The organism is Flagellimonas ochracea (assembly GCF_009903685.1).
Taxonomy (GTDB): Bacteria; Bacteroidota; Bacteroidia; order Flavobacteriales; family Flavobacteriaceae; genus Flagellimonas; species Flagellimonas ochracea.
The window spans coordinates 832,247-849,588 of the sequence record NZ_JAAABI010000002.1 but is presented as its reverse complement, the minus strand read 5'-3'; the positions used below and the strand labels follow the sequence as shown (position 1 = coordinate 849,588).

General features: G+C 41.1%; 15 protein-coding genes. 12 read left to right on the top strand and 3 right to left on the bottom strand.

The window, feature by feature from the left end; translation table 11 throughout:
- The first annotated feature begins 2 nt into the window (after positions 1 to 2).
- The 7 genes from GTQ34_RS09470 to rodA all read left to right on the top strand — a co-directional run bounded on the left by GTQ34_RS09470 (position 3) and on the right by rodA (position 7,739).
- Complete coding sequence (locus tag GTQ34_RS09470) at positions 3 to 464, top strand: GAF domain-containing protein (RefSeq protein WP_166523529.1); 462 nt, start codon at positions 3 to 5, stop codon at positions 462 to 464.
- 92 nt (positions 465 to 556) lie between these two features.
- Entirely contained in the window at positions 557 to 2,089 is a 1,533-nt protein-coding gene (gene purH, locus GTQ34_RS09465) for a bifunctional phosphoribosylaminoimidazolecarboxamide formyltransferase/IMP cyclohydrolase (RefSeq protein WP_166523528.1), read from the top strand.
- A 53-nt stretch (positions 2,090 to 2,142) separates the two neighbouring features.
- The gene (locus GTQ34_RS09460; RefSeq protein ID WP_166523527.1) at positions 2,143 to 3,171 is read left to right on the top strand and encodes a rod shape-determining protein; all 1,029 of its coding nucleotides are present in this window, start codon (positions 2,143 to 2,145) and stop codon (positions 3,169 to 3,171) included.
- Positions 3,172 to 3,227: 56 nt separating this feature from the next.
- The gene (gene mreC, locus GTQ34_RS09455) at positions 3,228 to 4,043 is read left to right on the top strand and encodes a rod shape-determining protein MreC (protein WP_166523526.1); all 816 of its coding nucleotides are present in this window, start codon (positions 3,228 to 3,230) and stop codon (positions 4,041 to 4,043) included.
- Positions 4,036 to 4,542 (top strand): rod shape-determining protein MreD, encoded by a 507-nt coding sequence (locus GTQ34_RS09450; RefSeq protein WP_166523525.1) that lies wholly within the window; start codon positions 4,036 to 4,038, stop codon positions 4,540 to 4,542. The genes mreC and GTQ34_RS09450 overlap by 8 nt, the downstream gene beginning before the upstream one ends.
- Before the next feature lie 55 nt (positions 4,543 to 4,597).
- Positions 4,598 to 6,466 (top strand): peptidoglycan D,D-transpeptidase FtsI family protein, encoded by a 1,869-nt coding sequence (locus GTQ34_RS09445; protein ID WP_166523524.1) that lies wholly within the window; start codon positions 4,598 to 4,600, stop codon positions 6,464 to 6,466.
- A complete protein-coding gene (rodA, locus tag GTQ34_RS09440) occupies positions 6,456 to 7,739 on the top strand; it encodes a rod shape-determining protein RodA (RefSeq protein WP_166523523.1) in 1,284 nt (427 codons plus the stop codon). The genes GTQ34_RS09445 and rodA overlap by 11 nt, the downstream gene beginning before the upstream one ends.
- Here rodA and GTQ34_RS09435 read toward each other — a convergent pair.
- Complete coding sequence (locus GTQ34_RS09435) at positions 7,736 to 8,533, bottom strand: DNA/RNA non-specific endonuclease (protein WP_166523522.1); 798 nt, start codon at positions 8,531 to 8,533, stop codon at positions 7,736 to 7,738. The two genes, rodA and GTQ34_RS09435, sit on opposite strands and share 4 nt — an antisense overlap.
- Before the next feature lie 94 nt (positions 8,534 to 8,627).
- Complete coding sequence (locus tag GTQ34_RS09430) at positions 8,628 to 10,802, bottom strand: carboxy terminal-processing peptidase (RefSeq protein WP_166523521.1); 2,175 nt, start codon at positions 10,800 to 10,802, stop codon at positions 8,628 to 8,630.
- Between the two features lie 200 nt (positions 10,803 to 11,002).
- On the opposite strand from GTQ34_RS09430, the gene surE reads away from it, so the two are divergent.
- The 5 genes from surE to GTQ34_RS09405 are packed head-to-tail and all read left to right on the top strand — an operon-like array spanning position 11,003 to position 15,809.
- Positions 11,003 to 11,773, top strand: coding sequence for a 5'/3'-nucleotidase SurE (gene surE, locus GTQ34_RS09425; protein WP_166523520.1), 771 nt, complete (start codon positions 11,003 to 11,005; stop codon positions 11,771 to 11,773).
- Entirely contained in the window at positions 11,773 to 12,060 is a 288-nt protein-coding gene (locus GTQ34_RS09420) for a hypothetical protein (RefSeq protein ID WP_166523519.1), read from the top strand. The genes surE and GTQ34_RS09420 overlap by 1 nt, the downstream gene beginning before the upstream one ends.
- A gap of 39 nt (positions 12,061 to 12,099) precedes the next feature.
- Positions 12,100 to 13,212, top strand: a complete 1,113-nt coding sequence (gene lpxB / locus GTQ34_RS09415) for a lipid-A-disaccharide synthase (protein WP_166523518.1) — start codon at positions 12,100 to 12,102, stop codon at positions 13,210 to 13,212.
- 33 nt (positions 13,213 to 13,245) lie between these two features.
- Positions 13,246 to 13,791 carry a C40 family peptidase gene (locus tag GTQ34_RS09410; protein ID WP_166523517.1) on the top strand — a complete coding sequence of 182 codons (546 nt, stop codon included), beginning with the start codon at positions 13,246 to 13,248 and terminating at the stop codon, positions 13,789 to 13,791.
- Positions 13,791 to 15,809 (top strand): ComEC/Rec2 family competence protein, encoded by a 2,019-nt coding sequence (locus GTQ34_RS09405; RefSeq protein ID WP_166523516.1) that lies wholly within the window; start codon positions 13,791 to 13,793, stop codon positions 15,807 to 15,809. The genes GTQ34_RS09410 and GTQ34_RS09405 overlap by 1 nt, the downstream gene beginning before the upstream one ends.
- Here the strand turns inward: GTQ34_RS09405 and GTQ34_RS09400 are convergent.
- The gene (locus GTQ34_RS09400) at positions 15,806 to 17,338 is read right to left on the bottom strand and encodes a peptide MFS transporter (protein ID WP_166523515.1); all 1,533 of its coding nucleotides are present in this window, start codon (positions 17,336 to 17,338) and stop codon (positions 15,806 to 15,808) included. The two genes, GTQ34_RS09405 and GTQ34_RS09400, sit on opposite strands and share 4 nt — an antisense overlap.
- Positions 17,339 to 17,342 lie beyond the last annotated feature (4 nt).

The window sequence follows — 17,342 nt, the reverse complement described above, 5'->3', positions numbered from 1 at the left end:
AAATGCCAAAAAATTTTAGTCCCCTCCAAAAACAGGTCCAACAAATTATCTACAACGATGCTATTTCGGTAGATGAACGTCTGCAGACCGTCTGCGAGATACTTCGCAATGAAATTACTTACTACGATTGGGTCGGCTTCTACTTCAAGAATGGAGATAAAGAAGAATTGATACTTGGACCCTATGCCGGTGCTCCCACGGACCATACTGTGATCCCTTTTGGAAAAGGCATCTGCGGGCAAGTCGCTGTGAGCAATAAAAACTTTGTGGTCCCGGATGTAGCTGCCCAAGACAATTATATTGCGTGCAGCATAAATGTAAAGTCCGAAATAGTGGTTCCATTGTTCGTAAACGGCAAAAATGTGGGACAAATTGACATCGATTCCAATACCCCTGACCCGTTTACCGAAGAAGATGAACGTTTTTTAGAGTTCATCAACAGCAACGTGGCCGAAATTCTGTAAAACTTATGCCATTTTGTTGATAACCCATCTTATTTAATAGTGACAAAAAAATTACTTTTGTGTGCTTAAGAACCTGATTTTTAAGACACCAAATGAACATTGCCAAAAAAGCCTCAGCCGCATTAATTTCTGTATTTCACAAAGACGGCCTTGAACCCATTGTAAAAAAATTGGACGAACTCGGAGTCACCCTCTATTCTACTGGGGGGACCGAAAAATTTATACGGGATTTGGGTATTGAAGTTGTACCCGTTGAGGAAGTTACCAGCTACCCCTCCATTTTGGGAGGACGGGTCAAGACACTACACCCAAAAGTGTTTGGTGGTATTTTAAATAGACAGGACAACGAAAGCGACGTGGCCCAAATGGATGAGTTCAATATTCCACAGTTGGACATCGTAATAGTAGATCTTTATCCTTTTGAAAAAACAGTGGCCACTGGAGCTTCCGAACAGGATATCATTGAAAAAATTGATATTGGAGGGATTTCCCTGATCAGGGCTGCTGCCAAAAACTTCAAGGATGTGCTCTGTGTATCCTCCATGGAAGATTATGAAAGTTTCTTGAATGTAATTTCCGAAGGAAACGGCACTACTACCTTGGAAGACAGAAAGCGTTTCGCAGCGAAGGCATTTAATGTCTCCTCACATTACGACACGGCCATTTTCAATTATTTTAATAAAGATAAAGGCGAGACCGTTTTGAAAATCAGTGAGACCAAAGGAAAAGTGCTGCGCTATGGTGAAAATCCTCATCAAAGAGGATTTTTCTTCGGGGATTTTGATGCAATGTTCACCAAACTTCATGGCAAGGAACTTTCGTACAACAATCTTTTGGATGTGGATGCCGCGGTCAATTTGATGGGAGAATTTAAGGAGGATAATCCTACCTTTGCCATATTGAAACACAACAATGCTTGTGGTTTGGCAACTCGAGCTACCATAAAACAAGCTTATTTGGATGCCTTGGCAGGTGATCCTGTTTCAGCCTTTGGTGGTATACTGATCTCCAACATTGAAATAGATGTGGAAACCGCTGAGGAAATCCACAAATTATTTTGTGAAGTAGTCATTGCCCCGAGCTATTCAGAAGGAGCGCTAGAAGTCCTCAAAGGAAAAAAGAACCGCATTATCCTTGTTCAAAATGATGTTGCATTACCCGAAACTTTGGTACGAACCTGCCTGAACGGGATTTTGGTGCAAGACAAGGATTTTAAAACCGATTCCAAGGAAGATTTGAACAATGTAACTGCTAAAAAGCCGTCCCCATCGGAAATTGAAGATCTTTTGTTCGCCTCCAAATTGTGTAAACACACCAAGAGCAATACCATTGTTCTGGCCAAGAACAAACAATTGTGTGCCAGTGGCACAGGACAAACCTCACGTGTTGATGCTCTGAACCAGGCCATCCATAAGGCCAAATCCTTTAACTTTGATTTGGAAGGTGCCGTAATGGCCAGCGATGCTTTTTTCCCTTTTCCAGATTGTGTGGAGATTGCCCACAAAGCAGGAATAAAAAGTGTAATCCAACCTGGTGGATCCATTAAGGACCAATTGAGCATCGATTATTGCAACGAAAATGGAATTGCTATGGTAATGACGGGCACAAGACATTTTAAGCATTAATTTTAGTACATTAGCCGATAATTTTTGCGCTAACTCCAAAAACTGAAGTTTTTATGGGATTTTTTGATTTCATGACCGAGGAAATAGCCATTGACCTCGGAACTGCAAACACCCTGATCATCCACATGGACAAAGTGGTTGTGGACAGCCCATCCATTGTGGCGAGGGACCGTATATCCGGGAAAATTATTGCAGTGGGTAGAGAGGCTAATATGATGCAGGGGAAGACCCATGAAAACATAAAAACCATTAGGCCTTTGAAAGATGGGGTAATCGCAGACTTTGATGCCTCGGAGAAGATGATCAATATGTTCATCAAGAATATTCCGGCCTTAAAGAAAAAATGGTTCCCACCGGCATTACGGATGGTGATTTGTATTCCATCGGGCATTACCGAGGTTGAAATGCGAGCCGTCCGTGAATCCGCAGAGCGTGTAAATGGGAAGGAAGTGTACCTTATCCATGAGCCTATGGCAGCAGCAATTGGTATTGGCCTGGACATTATGCAGCCCAAGGGAAATATGATCGTGGACATAGGGGGCGGTACCACCGAGATAGCAGTAATTGCATTGGGAGGTATTGTTTGCGACAAGTCTGTTAAAATTGCGGGAGACGTGTTCACCAATGACATCATCTATTACATGCGCACCCAGCACAACCTTTATGTAGGTGAGAGCACTGCGGAGGCCATTAAGATTGAAATTGGTTCTGCTACCGAGGATTTGAAATCGCCTCCAGATGATAAATCCATACAAGGACGTGATCTTTTGACGGGCAAACCCAAACAAGTGCATGTTTCTTATCGTGAAATAGCCAAAGCACTTGATAAAAGTATCTTAAGGGTGGAAGATGCGGTAATGGAAACGTTGTCCCAAACTCCACCAGAGCTTGCAGCCGATATTTACAACACTGGTATTTATTTGGCGGGTGGCGGATCTATGCTAAGGGGATTGGACCGAAGATTGTCCCAAAAGACCGATCTACCGGTTTATATTGCCGAAGATCCATTGAGGGCTGTGGTCCGTGGAACTGGAATAGCACTTAAAAATCTGGAACGCTATAAGAGCATTTTGATCAAATAGCGTAGGCCACTGGATTTTGCCATCCTACTTAAAGCCTTCTTTCTAATTTAGATGACATGCAACGCATCATCAATTTTATTCTTCATTACCGAAATGCTTTTCTTTATGGATTTCTCGCGTTGTTTTCGTTGATCATTACAGTACGGTCCCACTCCTATCATCAATCTAAATTTTTTAACTCCTCCAAATGGCTAACTGGAAATGTTTATCAAACAGGGGCCAAAATTTCATCCTATTTTGGGCTAAAGGAGGAAAACCAAAGATTGGTAAAAGAAAATGAGCAACTGCGTAGGATGCTTTTCAACATAAAGACTTCGAATGCCCAGACTTTAGATACAGCTTCCATCGATTTTGAAGTGATGAGTGCCCAACTTGTTAAGAACAGTTTTGCATCTCCTAGAAATTATCTGACTCTAGACCGCGGTAAAAAGGATAGTGTGACGCAGGATATGGGAGTAATTACAACCAAGGGAATTTTAGGTATAGTGGAAAATGTATCCAACAATTTTGCAACGGTCCAAAGTGTTTTGAACACCAAATCCAACATCAATGCAAAAATTAAGAACACCAACTATTTTGGTTCCCTTGTTTGGAATGCCGAAGATTATAGGATAGTTCAACTGGTAGACATTCCCCGATTGGTGCCTTTGGTGGTTGGTGATACGATTGTTACAGGAGCAATGTCCAGCATTTTTCCCGAGAACATCCCTATTGGGGTCATTAAGAAGTATGATTTAAATACATCGAAAAGCTTTTACAATATTGATGTGGAACTTTTCAATGATATGGCCAACGTAAAAAATGTGTATTTGATCAAGAACAAAAATCAGGACGAAGTCAAAACCTTAGAGTCAATAACTTTGGATGAATAGTGTAGTAGCAGTCAATATTGTTCGGTTTGTGTTGTTGGTCCTGGCCCAGGTTCTCATCTTCAACACGCTAGGTTTTTTAGGCTATATCAACCCCATGGTATATGTTGTATTCTTTTATTGGTACCCGATTAAGGGCAATAGGGCCCTTTTTATGCTCATTGCTTTTCTGTTGGGTTTCATTATCGATGTTTTTTCAGATACTTTAGCTTTGCACGCTATCGCATCACTTACCGTGGCCTATGCAAGGCCGGTGATCATGCGTTTCTGCTTTGGAATAAACTATGAGTTTCAAAATTTTAGTTTTAAGAATACGACCAAAGTACAACGGGTCACCTTTTTGGGATTGGTGGTGCTATTGCACCATGTTGTTTTCTTTTCTTTGGAGATATTGAGCTTATCACATCTTTTGCTTATTTTGAAAAGAGTATTTGCTGTTGGTATGGTAACTTTGATATTATGTGTGCTTTTTAGCTCACTTTTTAGTCCCCCAAGCGAATAAAAAAGTTCATCTTTCGTTAAGCTAAATAGGTCGGGAGCCCTAAATTTGTACATCCATGAAAAAAATCCTGTTGTCATCCATAATCGTTATCATAGGATTCACCTTTATAGGTAGGCTTTCTTATTTGCAGCTTTTTCGTTTTTCTCCCGATCAAACATTTGAAGACCCCGCAATAAAAGCTATCTATGACTATCCTGAACGCGGTTACATTTATGACCGGAATGGTGAATTACTTGTAGGAAATCAACCAGCTTACGACGTAATGGTTATTCCTAGGGAGGTAAAGCCTTTGGATACTTTGGAGTTTTGCGGTCTTTTGGGAATCAACAAAACCACCTTCATTGATAAAATGAAAAAAGCCAGGACATACTCTCCCAGGCTTCCTTCAGTTTTGATTCACCAACTTTCTAAAGAAGACTACGCCCGACTGCAAGAAAAAATGCGGCATTTTAAAGGTTTCTATATCCAAAAAAGATCATTGCGGTACTATGCAACCAATAGTGCTGCCAACGTGTTGGGGTATATTAGTGAGGTAGGCGAATGGGACCTTAAGAATAATCTATACTATAGGGCAGGAGAATTGAAGGGCCGTACAGGAATTGAAAAACAATACGAAGAAGTATTAAGGGGTCGAAAAGGAGTGAAATTTATCCAAAAAGACCGTTTCAATCGGGATATAGGCCCATATAAGGGAGGTAAATTGGATACACTTCCAGAACAAGGAAAAGAAATCCAAATAACCTTGGACAAAAATCTTCAGGAGTATGGAGAAAGATTGATGCACGGAAAACGGGGCGGAATTGTGGCCCTGGAACCCAAATCAGGGGAAATTTTGGCCTTGATCTCTGGCCCTACTTATGATCCCTCCCTATTGGTAGGTCGACAACGTTCAAAAAATTACAGCAAGCTCCACTACGACACCATTTCCAAACCCACTTGGGACCGTTCCATATTGGCGCAACCCTCTCCAGGTTCTCCATTTAAAACATTAAATGCCCTTGTGGCCTTACAAGAAGGGGTCATTGAACCCACCACCAAATTTAAATGCTATAATGGATTTTACGTGGGCAATACATTAAGAGGTTGTCATTGCGGTGGTGGAACAAGGGACATGAACACTGGTATTTATCGTTCATGTAACGCCTATTTCGCTGGCACCTTTAGAAAAATTTATGCTAAATACGCCACTACCGATGAGGGTATGGATGTTTGGGAAAAGCACATGAAAAGTTTTGGCCTTGGCGATTATTTGGGTACCGACCTCCCTACGGGAAGTCCCGGAAGAATTCCCAGTAAAGAATATTATGATCGCGCTTATGGCGATAACCGATGGGCGTCCTCTTTTATAATTTCCAATTCCATCGGACAGGGAGAAGTAGCTGCAACGCCTTTGCAGTTGGCCAACATGACAGCAGCCATTGCTAATCGTGGATATTATTACACGCCTCATGTGATAAAAAATATTGGGAACAAAGGATCAATAGATCCAAAATTTACCGAACCCAACTACACCACCATAGATCGAAAACATTTTGAGCCTGTTGTGGAAGGTATGGCCAATGTGTATAAGTATGGTACCGCAAAATGGCTTCAAGTTCCGGAAATTGAAATTGCAGGAAAAACAGGTACGGTAGAAAACTTTGTCCGAATAAACGGTGAGCGCATGCAGCTTACGGACCATTCCGTTTTTGTGGCCTTTGCCCCTGTTGAAAATCCCAAAATTGCTATAGCTGTTTATATTGAAAATGGATATTATGGGGCACGCTATGCAGGCCATATTGCTTCATTATTAATTGAAAAATACATTAAGGGAGAAATCACTAGAAAGGATTTGGAGAAGCGGATGCTGGAGAAGACCTTGGAACATGAATACGCCAAACCATATAGTGGCGAACCTTTCAAGATAAACGAGTATGTCTGGTAGGGGACTCTTTGGCAGAATAGACTGGCTTACCGTATTCCTTTATGCACTTTTGGTTCTCATCGGGTGGGTCAATATTTATTCCACTACACTAAGTGACCCCAATGTTTCCATTTTTGATTTTTCTACCCTCTATGGTAAACAGCTTTTTTTTATAGGCTTGGCGGGTTTGGGAATACTGCTGGTCCTTTTTATAGAAACAAACTTTTTTGAGCGCTTTTCTTCCATTTTTTATATCATATCCCTCGTTTTGTTGTTGGGGCTTTTCTTGTTTGGAAAAACTATTGCTGGAGCCACTTCATGGTATGACCTTGGCTTTTTCAACCTGCAGCCCTCAGAATTGGCAAAGGTGGCAACAGCTCTAGCCCTTGCCAAATTTTTGAGTGATATTCAAACTGATATCAAAAAACCTAGGCATCAGCTGTATGCCATTATTATTATTTTGATTCCCGCGTTTTTAATTCTGCCCCAACCCGACCCTGGCAGCGCCTTAATTTATTTTTCGCTCTTTTTTGTCCTTTTTAGGGAAGGCCTGCCTTTATATTATTTAGCCATTTTGTTATTCTTGGTAATTCTGTTCGCTACAACTCTTATGTTTGGAACCGTATGGGTGGCCATCGGTTTGATAGTGTTGACCGTTTTGGTGTACACGTTTAAAAAAGCATCCACAAAAATTCCATTCATCCCGGTTTTAGGTGTTATAGTTATCGCTGTGCTGTATTCTCTTTCCGTGGATTTTGTATATGACAATGTCTTTGAACAACGTCACCGTGATCGGTTTGCTCTATGGCTAAGTTTGGAAAAGGATGAGAACAAATTGGAAGAAATTCGGAAAACCATAGGGTATAATACCTATCAATCTGAGAAAGCAATCGAATCTGGCGGTTTTTTTGGGAAAGGATTTTTGGAAGGGACACGCACCAAAGGGGATTTTGTTCCGGAACAGCATACAGATTACATCTTTAGCTCAGTAGGTGAAGAATGGGGTTTTGTAGGCACAGGCACTGTTATTCTTCTTTTTACCGTATTCTTTTTGCGATTGATCCAGGTAGCCGAAAGGCAAAAAAGTGATTTTAACCGGATGTATGGGTATGGGGTCATTTCCATTTTACTCTTTCATTACTTCATAAACATAGGAATGGTAATAGGACTTTTGCCCACTATTGGTGTGCCACTACCTTTTTTCAGCTATGGAGGATCAGGACTGATCTTTTTCACCATGCTTCTTTTTATTTTCTTGAAGTTGGACTCCAACCGATTGCGTGACGGGATTTAAAATTTCCAATCTTTACTTAGAATTTCAGACTCAAATTTTTCCTGCCACGAACGAGGCTGTTTTTCGAAAAAATTGATACCTGTCACTCTTTCTATCTCATCAACTGAAACCAAGAAGGAACTTAATGTCTTTGAACTTTCACGATGGGGAATTAGAAAGGCCACTATTTTTGCTGAACTGCCATTTCCTCTAATGACTATTTTGTAAAACGCCTCCGGCACATCCACATCTTCCTCACCGATTTCCTCTAGTCCTTCTTCCAAAACTCCTCCGGTGATGATGGTTATCCCTCCATATTTTTTGCACCAATAGCGTACCTGTTGCTCCAAGCGGTTCCAAATCCCCGCATTAAAATCGCTGTCTTGAGGAGCAATATTGCTGGTATAGAACGTTTCATTATAGGCGTATTCAGAAAAGCGGCGATCTCCTGCCGGACACAAATGTCCTCGGTCGTATCCAGAACCGCGATAGTTTCTCCAATCCGAAGACTTTGTTTTTAGATAAGGATCTTCAATAAAATGAGGTCGTTCGCGGTCATCATGGGTCAAATGGGTTTTCTCCAGTCTGTAGGCCACCCATTCAGCCTGTTCATAGGGCTCGTTATATGAAAGTATATAGTGTTGATGTTTAACCACAGCTCCAGTGGTGGAGCTAGGCAAAAGATTGGTTGCTACTTCAGTGGCCCTTGCATTATTTGGGTCAGTATATTCGGATGGGGTATAAAAGTTCTCGAAAATCCAAAAACCTACCACACAAATAATAAATAAAAGGGTGTAAAGTATCTTGTTCTTCAAATTGATACGATTGATTGTACAAAACTAAACAACTCTAGTAACTAAAAAAACCGACCATCCAGGTCGGTTTTTTAGTTATTTGAAAAAATTGGTCTTATCCTTTTACACTGGCCAACTTGCGCTCGTTGCTCTTAATGTTGTTCAATTGCAGATCCTTCAATACATTCACGGCCTCCTCTACATAGATATCCTTAGCCAGCTCTTTGTGCCATCTATCACGTTTTTCTCTTAAGACTGAGTCCTGTGTAAACAGTTCGGTTTCATATTTGAGGGACTGAAATGTCAATTCAGAGTCATAATCTCTCAAACTCTTGAATTTTTCAGAACGTTTTTTAGCTTGCTCCCCACGTTGCACGTAAGCATCATAGCTCAAAGATATCACAGTTTCATCTTGCTGTTCTTTCAGCCATTTTGCATTTTCCTCTATCATTTTAACCTGAGGGCTGTTGGCCAATCGTTTTTTACTGTTGGTGACGGTACTTTCAAAATCAATATAGCCATCCCATACTTTATAATCGGCAGGTGTGATCTTATCCCAACCCAATGGGTTTTCTTGATCGCGCTCACCCAAATCAATGTAACTGTAACGGTCTGGAATCACTATATCGCTCTTAACTCCTTCCAATTGGGTGGACCCACCATTGATTCTATAGAATTTTTGGGTGGTTAGTTTTATAGCTCCCAAATCACCATGTTCGTTGCTTCGCACAATATTGTCCAAAGGAATCACATTCTGAACGGTTCCCTTACCAAAGGTCTGCTTGCTTCCAATTACCACGGCCCTTTTGTAATCTTGCATGGCAGCGGCCAAAATTTCTGAGGCCGATGCGGAAAGCTCGTTGACCAATATTACCAAAGGTCCATCCCACTGAATGCGCTCATCCTTGTCTTCGTGCACTTCCTTTCGTTGTCCAGAAGATCTAACCTGAACTATCGGTCCATCCTTGATGAAGAGACCGGCCATTTCGACAACTGTTTTCAAAGAACCGCCTCCGTTGTCCCTTAGATCAAGTACAATGCCTTCAACTCCCTCTTCTTTCAAACGCTCTACTTCCTTGGCTACGTCCGTGGCAGCGTTCCTTTCGGTATAATCCTCGAAATCCACATAAAACTTGGGAAGGTTTATCAATCCATACTTGTTTTCTTCCTTCTGGATTGTAGCTGATTTAGCGTAAGATTCTTCAAGCTCAACCACATCGCGGGTTATAGAAACCTTTTCAATGGTGCCATCCACTTTTCTTACTGTCAAAGTAACCACGGTACCCTTAGGACCTTTAATCAGTTTTATGGCATCATCCAAACGCATTCCAACAATGTCAATCGGCTCTTCGCCTTTTTGACCTACTTTTAGAATCTCATCGCCCACTTCGAGACTTTGTTCTCTCCATACGGGACCGCCAGATATGATCTCAACTATTTTGGCTCCCTCAGGTTTTTTTTGCAATCGGGCACCAATGCCTTCAAATTTTCCCGACATCCCAATGTCGAACTTCTCTTTATCATCTGGCGCAAAATAAAAGGTATGTGGATCAAATTCATCAACTATGGTGTTGATGTACTGTACAAACCAATCCTTTCGTTCAAGGTCTTCTACAAAATCAAAGAATTCATCCAAGGTGTTTCTGGTGTTTTCGCGAGCTTCTTCTTCTGTCAATGCCCTGTCCACGGAAGTTGGAATTTCCTTAAAGGTATAGCTTACGGATGCCACTTCGTCTCCAGAGGATTGTTGAATCTCGACAATTTTGTTTTCCACTTTATTCTCGAAAACTGCCAGCGTATTGTACTTCAATTGCTTTCTCCAACGCTCCTTTAGCTGTTTTTTGTTGGAAGCAAACTCTTGATCGTCATAATCGATATTAATCGTTTCGTCAAGTGTATAGTCAAAAGGTTCTGCCAAAACTTCTTTATATATTTCCTTAGCTTCCTCCATACGTTTCATCAAACGCTGATACACCACGTTGAAAAAAGTAATGTCGGTGTTCCTAATCTCATCATCGATCATGAACCTATATTTCTCAAATTCCCTTATATCGCTTTGAAGAAAATAGCGTTTGGTGGGATCTATAATATCAATGAAATCATCAAAAACATTGGAGCTGAAAGTGTCATTTAAATCCTTGGGCTCATAATGCCCCCGCTCCAGTACGTAGGTAATCAAATCCAACAACAATTTGTCCTTATCATCATTCTCAAAAGACTTGTTCGTAAAACTGCAGGAGGCAACTGCAATAAGCATGATTAAAAGTGCCAAGATGAAATTCTTTTTCATGGTATTTTTATTTGGGGGCAAGATTATCTGACATTATGCTGTCAAATCTTCATTACACCGTGCGTCATTTCTATTTCAATGAATCTCTAAGATACTGAAAAAACCATGCCAGCCCTGAGGTTTGCATTTAATTTTTTGTTAAACACCCAGAGGTTCATATCCTTTTGAAAAACGTATTTTTATGCCATTAATTATACAATATGAAAAAACCACTCATCTTGGTCACCAATGATGACGGAATCACCGCCCCAGGCTTAAGGACATTGATACGTATTATGAAAGAACTTGGGGAAGTGGTCGTGGTCGCTCCAGATAGTCCACAATCGGGCATGGGACATGCCATTACCGTGGATAGCACCTTGTTTTCCAAAAAAGTGGTTGTAGACCATATGGAAGGGGCACCAAACGAGTACAGTTGTAGTGGAACCCCAGCCGATTGTGTAAAATTGGCACTTCGCGAAATCTTGGACCGGAAACCGGATATCTGTGTAAGCGGTATAAACCATGGCTCCAATTCTTCCATCAATGTAATTTACTCGGGCACCATGAGTGCCGCCATCGAAGCGGGTATTGAGGGTATTCCGGCCATCGGTTTTTCCTTGTGTGATTATTCTTGGGAGGCCAATTTTGAGCCCTCGGTCTCTATGGTCAAAAAAATTGCAAAGGAGGCTTTGGACAATGGGATTCCCAAGGGAACAGTTCTCAATGTGAATATTCCAAAAACAAACAATCCGCCAAAAGGAATCAAGGTCTGTAGACAGGCTAGGGGTAATTGGAACGAAAAATTCGACAAGAGAACCAGCCCTTCTGGTAAGGATTATTATTGGTTGACCGGCGAGTTTGAGTTATTGGACAAAGGACAGGACACCGATGAATGGGCCTTGTCGCAAGGATATGTTTCCTTGGTGCCGACACAATTTGATTTGACCGCACACCACGCCATACCGCAAATAAATAATTGGGATTTTTAATGAACAACAGAAAAGAAGTTTTAATCGGTTTTATTGTCGGCCTTATCGCAAATACTTTTGGCACATTGCTTTACATACTCATTTTTTCAGACTTGGGTGTTTCCGAAACGTTTGTAGCTGCCATGGATCAAGGCCATTTGGGGAGTTTGTTGGCCCTTGGAGCCATATTGAACCTAGTGGCCTTCTTCGGCTTTCTTCGGATAAAAAGAGAGCATAGAGCAAGAGGCGTAATGATGGCGACACTACTGACAGCTTTGATTATATTGTTTTATAAAGTGTTCTGGTAAAAATGAACCAGCACTTGGTAGTTCAACTTAAAATTTTTCATGAGATATTATATCATAGCGGGTGAGGCATCAGGTGACCTGCATGGGTCAAACCTCATCAAAGCGCTAAAAAATCAGGATGAAGAGGCTGAAATACGTTGTTGGGGCGGTGACTTAATGCAAGACGCAGGAGGGCAATTGGCCAAGCACTACAAGGAAATGGCCTTTATGGGATTTCTGGAGGTGATCAAAAATATTCCGACTATTTTCAAGAACATTGCATTTTGTAAGGAAGACATCCAAAGTTTCAATCCCGATGTTGTCATCTTCATTGATTTTTCCGGTTTTAACCTTCGTATAGCGAAGTGGGCCAAAAAGAACGGTTACAGCACCAATTATTATATCTCCCCGCAAATATGGGCCTCAAGGGAGAACAGAATAAAAAAAATCAAAAGGGATATTGATAACATGTATGTTATTCTACCTTTTGAAAAAGATTTTTACGAGAAGAAACATGGTTATCCCGTGCATTTTGTAGGCCATCCACTTTTTGACGCGATTGAGAACACTACCCTTGTTGATGCAGAAACATTCAGAAAGGGGCATGGCCTTCAAAAGGAAAAACCCATTGTTGCGCTGCTCCCAGGAAGCAGGAAGCAGGAAGTCCAAAAAATGTTGGACATCATGCTCTCGGTCATCAACGGTTTTCCAGAATACCAGTTTGTAATTGCAGGAGCGCCCAGCTTGTCCGATGAGTTTTATGCTCCTTTTTTGAAAAATGACCAGGTAGGGTTTGTATCCAACCAAACCTACTCCTTACTCAAGCATTCCCACGCTGCTTTGGTGACCAGCGGAACGGCCACTTTGGAAACGGCCCTTTTTGAAATCCCTCAAGTGGTGTGTTATAAGGGCAATTGGGTATCTTATCAAATTGCAAAGCGAATAATTACATTGGATTATATTTCCCTTGTGAACCTGATAATGGAAAAAGAAGTTATTAAAGAATTGATACAGAGTGAATTAAATTCTAAAAATCTTAAAGATGAGCTCTCCAAAATAATAGTGGGCAAAACTCGGGAGGGTATTCTGGAAGACTACAAAGCCTTGAAGAAAAAATTGGGCGGAAAGGGTGCCAGTCAATTGGCAGCTGAATTAATCATCAAAAATGCTTAGATTTAGCGTCCAAGAAAGTAATACTATTCTTGGATGTTACACAAAACCATTATCTTACTATTAGTTTTTACCGTTACGGCATGTGGCCCGGGTAAAAAAAGAAAATCCTACAGCAAGACCCGGACCATTACGGTAGCGGGGTCCTCCGAAAACGACACTCCACCGAAGAAATCCAGAAAGGAGGAAAGAAAAAACGCTAAGGCCGAAGCCATTATCTCCACCGCCATAAGTTTTTCGGGCACACGCTACAAATATGGCGGCACCACAACAAGCGGCATGGACTGTTCAGGTCTGGTCTATGTTTCCCTTAAGGAAAATGATATTGTTTTTCCCAGGGCCTCGTATATGATGGCGCAAGAAGGACAAAAAATAAAGGTCCAACAGGTTGAAAAAGGAGATCTGCTATTTTTCAAAACCAGCAAGGGTGGCAAACGCATCAACCATGTGGGGCTTGTTGTCGATGTGAAGGGAAATGACATTCAATTTATTCACGCCACAACCTCCAGAGGCGTTTTGGTTTCTTCCTTACGTGAAGGATATTGGAACCATGCTTTTGTAAAGGCCATGCGTATTCTTTAATGCGCAACTTCAATTTTGTTTCCATAAAACTGACCCTGTGCCTTATCGTGGGTATTTTAACAGGGTACAATTTTGAGCTAGGCCCTCAACTTTCCTTTTTGGTGCTACTTCCGCTGTTTCCTTTTCTATATTGGATCAACAAAAATATAGACAGGGAAAGTTTCCCTTTTTTCGAATTGGCGGTGGCGTTCGGTATGATGGCCTTGGGAATTCTGATAGTGGGCCTCTCTCAAAAAATGCCTAGCAACTACTCCCAATTTAAACAACCAAAAGAACAATATTGGCATCTGAAAATTAAAGAAGTTCTTAAGCCCAACCCATATTCCCAAAACTATTTTACTCAAGTAATTGCAGTCGGAAATGAAAAAAGTTCTGGAAAATTGATGCTAAAAACTAACTCAGATTCTACGGCCAAAAGGTTTAACATTGATGACGAGATTATTATATATGGCAAGTCACAACCCATCCCCCTTCCCATAAATCCCCATCAGTTTGACTACAAAGAGTATCTTAAAAAGCAAGGCATTCATCATCAAATTAAGGCTGATCTTGAAGCCGTAGTGGTTGTTGGACAATCATCCAGAACCATTTTGGGATTGGCTTCCCAAGTACGCAAGAAAATTATCTCCCAACTAAAAGAACAACACTTCGGTAAAGACGAACTGGCTGTAATACAAGCTTTATTATTGGGGCAGCGGGATGATATTTCAGAAAATACCTATAACAATTACAAGAATGCGGGAGCCGTACATATTTTGGCTGTTTCTGGGTTGCATGTGGGTATTTTGCTCCTATTGCTCGAGTTCTTACTTTCCCCATTGAAACGCTTTCCCAACGGAAGGACCCTGAAACTACTTTTAATCGTACTCCTGCTCTGGATTTATGCCTTTATTGCCGGCTTATCCCCCTCCATAATCCGGGCTGTGACCATGTTCTCTTTTTTCGCCTATGCACTATACCTGAACCGCCCAACCAATTCCTTCAATATCATTGCGCTTTCCATGCTTTTCATTTTATTGATAAAACCATTGATGCTGTTTCAAGTGGGATTTCAAATGAGCTATGCAGCTGTTATTTCGATTGTATGGATCTATCCAAAGCTCCAAAAGTTCTGGTTTCCCGAAAACTGGTTGGTACGTAAAGTCTGGCAGTTGTTATCGGTAAGTGTATCAGCCCAATTGGGGGTATTGCCTATCAGTCTCTATTACTTTCACCAATTTCCAAGTTTGTTTTTTGTATCCAACTTGATAATTGTTCCCTTTTTAGGCCTGATCTTGGGTATGGGTGTGTTGGTCATTTTCCTTGCTTTAGTCAATCATTTGCCCAACTTTTTGGTACAAGTGTACAACACTTTGATTAGTGCTATGAATTCAATTATAGACAGTGTAGCCCAACAGGAAAATTTTGTCATAAAAGAAATTCCTTTTGATGGTTTTCAAATGCTATTGGGCTATTTGGTGATTGTGTCGATGGTGCTTTTTCTATCTCGTCCCAAATGGAAAATCGCTCTCGTTTTGGCTTTCGGAACCATTGGTTTACAGGTACATGCCATTTGGAACCAATGGGAACTGACCAACAGAGAAAAGCTCTTGCTGGTACACAAAGCACGAAATACTGTTTTGCTGCATCAAATAGGAAGTGGTTTACACATTTATACTAAAGACACCACCCGACTCAATCGAATTAAAACCGATTATATGGTGGCAGAGCGAATTACATCATCTTCTTTTGTGGGATTGAGGAATCATTATACTATCCATGGAAAAAGCATCTACATTATGGACAGCTTGGGCATTTATCCGAATACAACGTCTTTGGACTTTCTATTGCTTACTCAATCTCCCAAAATAAATCTGGAACGTTTGTTGGATTCTATCAATCCAAAAATGGTTTTGGCCGATGGAAGCAATTATAAGAATTATATTATGCGTTGGGGACGAACCTGTGCTGAAAAAGAAATCCCTTTTCACAACACAGGTGAAAAGGGATACTATACTTTTAATTTAAAGGGCGATTAATGTACGTTGCCCATTAAACGCTTCATCAAAGGGGCAAATACCAATACAACTGCTCCTGCCACCAGTGCATAAATTGCAATCAATCTAAATCCATCCAGATACACGTTTAAAGTATCAAAACCCCCTACATTGCTATCAGTGCTTTCAATGGCCAATTGTTTGGAAATGAATCCGACTATTTGAAAAGCAAAGGCGGAAGATAGGAACCAAACCCCCATCATAAAAGCTACAATTCGTTTTGGTGACAAATCGGTGATCTTCGACAGGCCTACAGGTGACATAAACAATTCGCCTACAGAAATTATGAAGTACAAAGCCAAAAGATATGAAAATGGCACCATCCCATTTTCGTCAGCACTTCCACCGCTAAGGGAAACAATATAAAAACTTAATCCTGCCAAAAGCAGTCCCATTCCAAACTTGTAAGGCGTCCTTGGATTTATTTTTTTCTTGGCCAAATAAGTCCACATGATGGATATTGGAATAGAAAGAATAACAATGAACATGGAGTTCAAGGCATTCGTTTGGCTTGCATTGATTAAAGACAGGTTGACGTTACGAGCAGCAAAAAGTGTTATTACACTTCCGTGCAATTCATGAAAACCCCAAAATATGGTCATAAAAAAGGTTATCAACAGGGCCATGAAAAGTTTTTTACGCTCATCCATGGTTGCGTTGAACATGATGTATGCCATATAACCCAGTACAGAAATTCCGATTACGTAGAACAATAGATTCACAATATTGGTGTCCTCCAAAGCGGTTCCCTCCCCACCCAAGGATTTATAGGAGTACAACAAAAAAGCAATCAAGGGTGCCGATAAAAAGGCCAAAATCCTAACCAGCCTATGCCTTGGTATGCCAATCACTTTCTTTTCATATACCTCCATGCTTGGGGGTTTTCCCCCTTCTCCAAATACATTCTTTCTAATTCCGCTCCAGAAAAAAAGCAGTCCGGTTAACATCCCAATTCCAGCTAAGCCAAATCCGTAGTGCCACCCATAGGTCTGACCCAACCAACCACACAGCAATGGTGAAATAAAACCACCTATATTGATTCCCATATAAAAAATGGTGAATCCAGAATCTTTTCGAGGGTCACCAGCTTTATACAGCGTTCCCACAAAGGTCGAGATATTGGGTTTGAAAAAACCATTGCCCACAATTATGAAGGCCAATGCCAAAAAGAAGGCCGTGTTATTCTCAATGGCAAGTACAAAATGTCCCAAGGCCATTAAAATTCCTCCCAAGAAAATGGAGGCGCGCATTCCCAAAATAGAATCTGATATTTTACCCCCAATAACTGTAGATGCATATACCAAGGAGCCGTATGATGCATACACTGCGGCCGCAGCGTAGTCCCGAGTGGTCAGGGCCTCGAAAATTACATTGACCATGTAGAGCGTGAGCAAGGCACGCATTCCATAGAAACTAAAACGTTCCCAAAGCTCTGCAAAGAACAAATAGAAAAGGCCCTGGGGATGCCCGAGAATGGTTTTCTCGCCGGCGGGTTTTACAACTTGTGACATATAT

Bases quoted from the DNA above. Each gene is read 5' to 3' on its own strand.
- GTQ34_RS09420 (WP_166523519.1), top strand. From the start codon at position 11,773: ATGAACAACAGAAAAGAAGTTTTAATCGGTTTTATTGTCGGCCTTATC.
- GTQ34_RS09405 (WP_166523516.1), top strand. From the start codon at position 13,791: ATGCGCAACTTCAATTTTGTTTCCATAAAACTGACCCTGTGCCTTATC.
- GTQ34_RS09460 (WP_166523527.1), top strand. From the start codon at position 2,143: ATGGGATTTTTTGATTTCATGACCGAGGAAATAGCCATTGACCTCGGA.
- mreC (WP_166523526.1), top strand. From the start codon at position 3,228: ATGCAACGCATCATCAATTTTATTCTTCATTACCGAAATGCTTTTCTT.
- GTQ34_RS09410 (WP_166523517.1), top strand. From the start codon at position 13,246: ATGTTACACAAAACCATTATCTTACTATTAGTTTTTACCGTTACGGCA.
- GTQ34_RS09400 (WP_166523515.1), bottom strand. From the start codon at position 17,338: ATGTCACAAGTTGTAAAACCCGCCGGCGAGAAAACCATTCTCGGGCAT.
- GTQ34_RS09470 (WP_166523529.1), top strand. From the start codon at position 3: ATGCCAAAAAATTTTAGTCCCCTCCAAAAACAGGTCCAACAAATTATC.
- GTQ34_RS09450 (WP_166523525.1), top strand. From the start codon at position 4,036: ATGAATAGTGTAGTAGCAGTCAATATTGTTCGGTTTGTGTTGTTGGTC.
- lpxB (WP_166523518.1), top strand. From the start codon at position 12,100: ATGAGATATTATATCATAGCGGGTGAGGCATCAGGTGACCTGCATGGG.
- GTQ34_RS09430 (WP_166523521.1), bottom strand. From the start codon at position 10,802: ATGAAAAAGAATTTCATCTTGGCACTTTTAATCATGCTTATTGCAGTT.
- GTQ34_RS09445 (WP_166523524.1), top strand. From the start codon at position 4,598: ATGAAAAAAATCCTGTTGTCATCCATAATCGTTATCATAGGATTCACC.
- surE (WP_166523520.1), top strand. From the start codon at position 11,003: ATGAAAAAACCACTCATCTTGGTCACCAATGATGACGGAATCACCGCC.
- rodA (WP_166523523.1), top strand. From the start codon at position 6,456: ATGTCTGGTAGGGGACTCTTTGGCAGAATAGACTGGCTTACCGTATTC.
- purH (WP_166523528.1), top strand. From the start codon at position 557: ATGAACATTGCCAAAAAAGCCTCAGCCGCATTAATTTCTGTATTTCAC.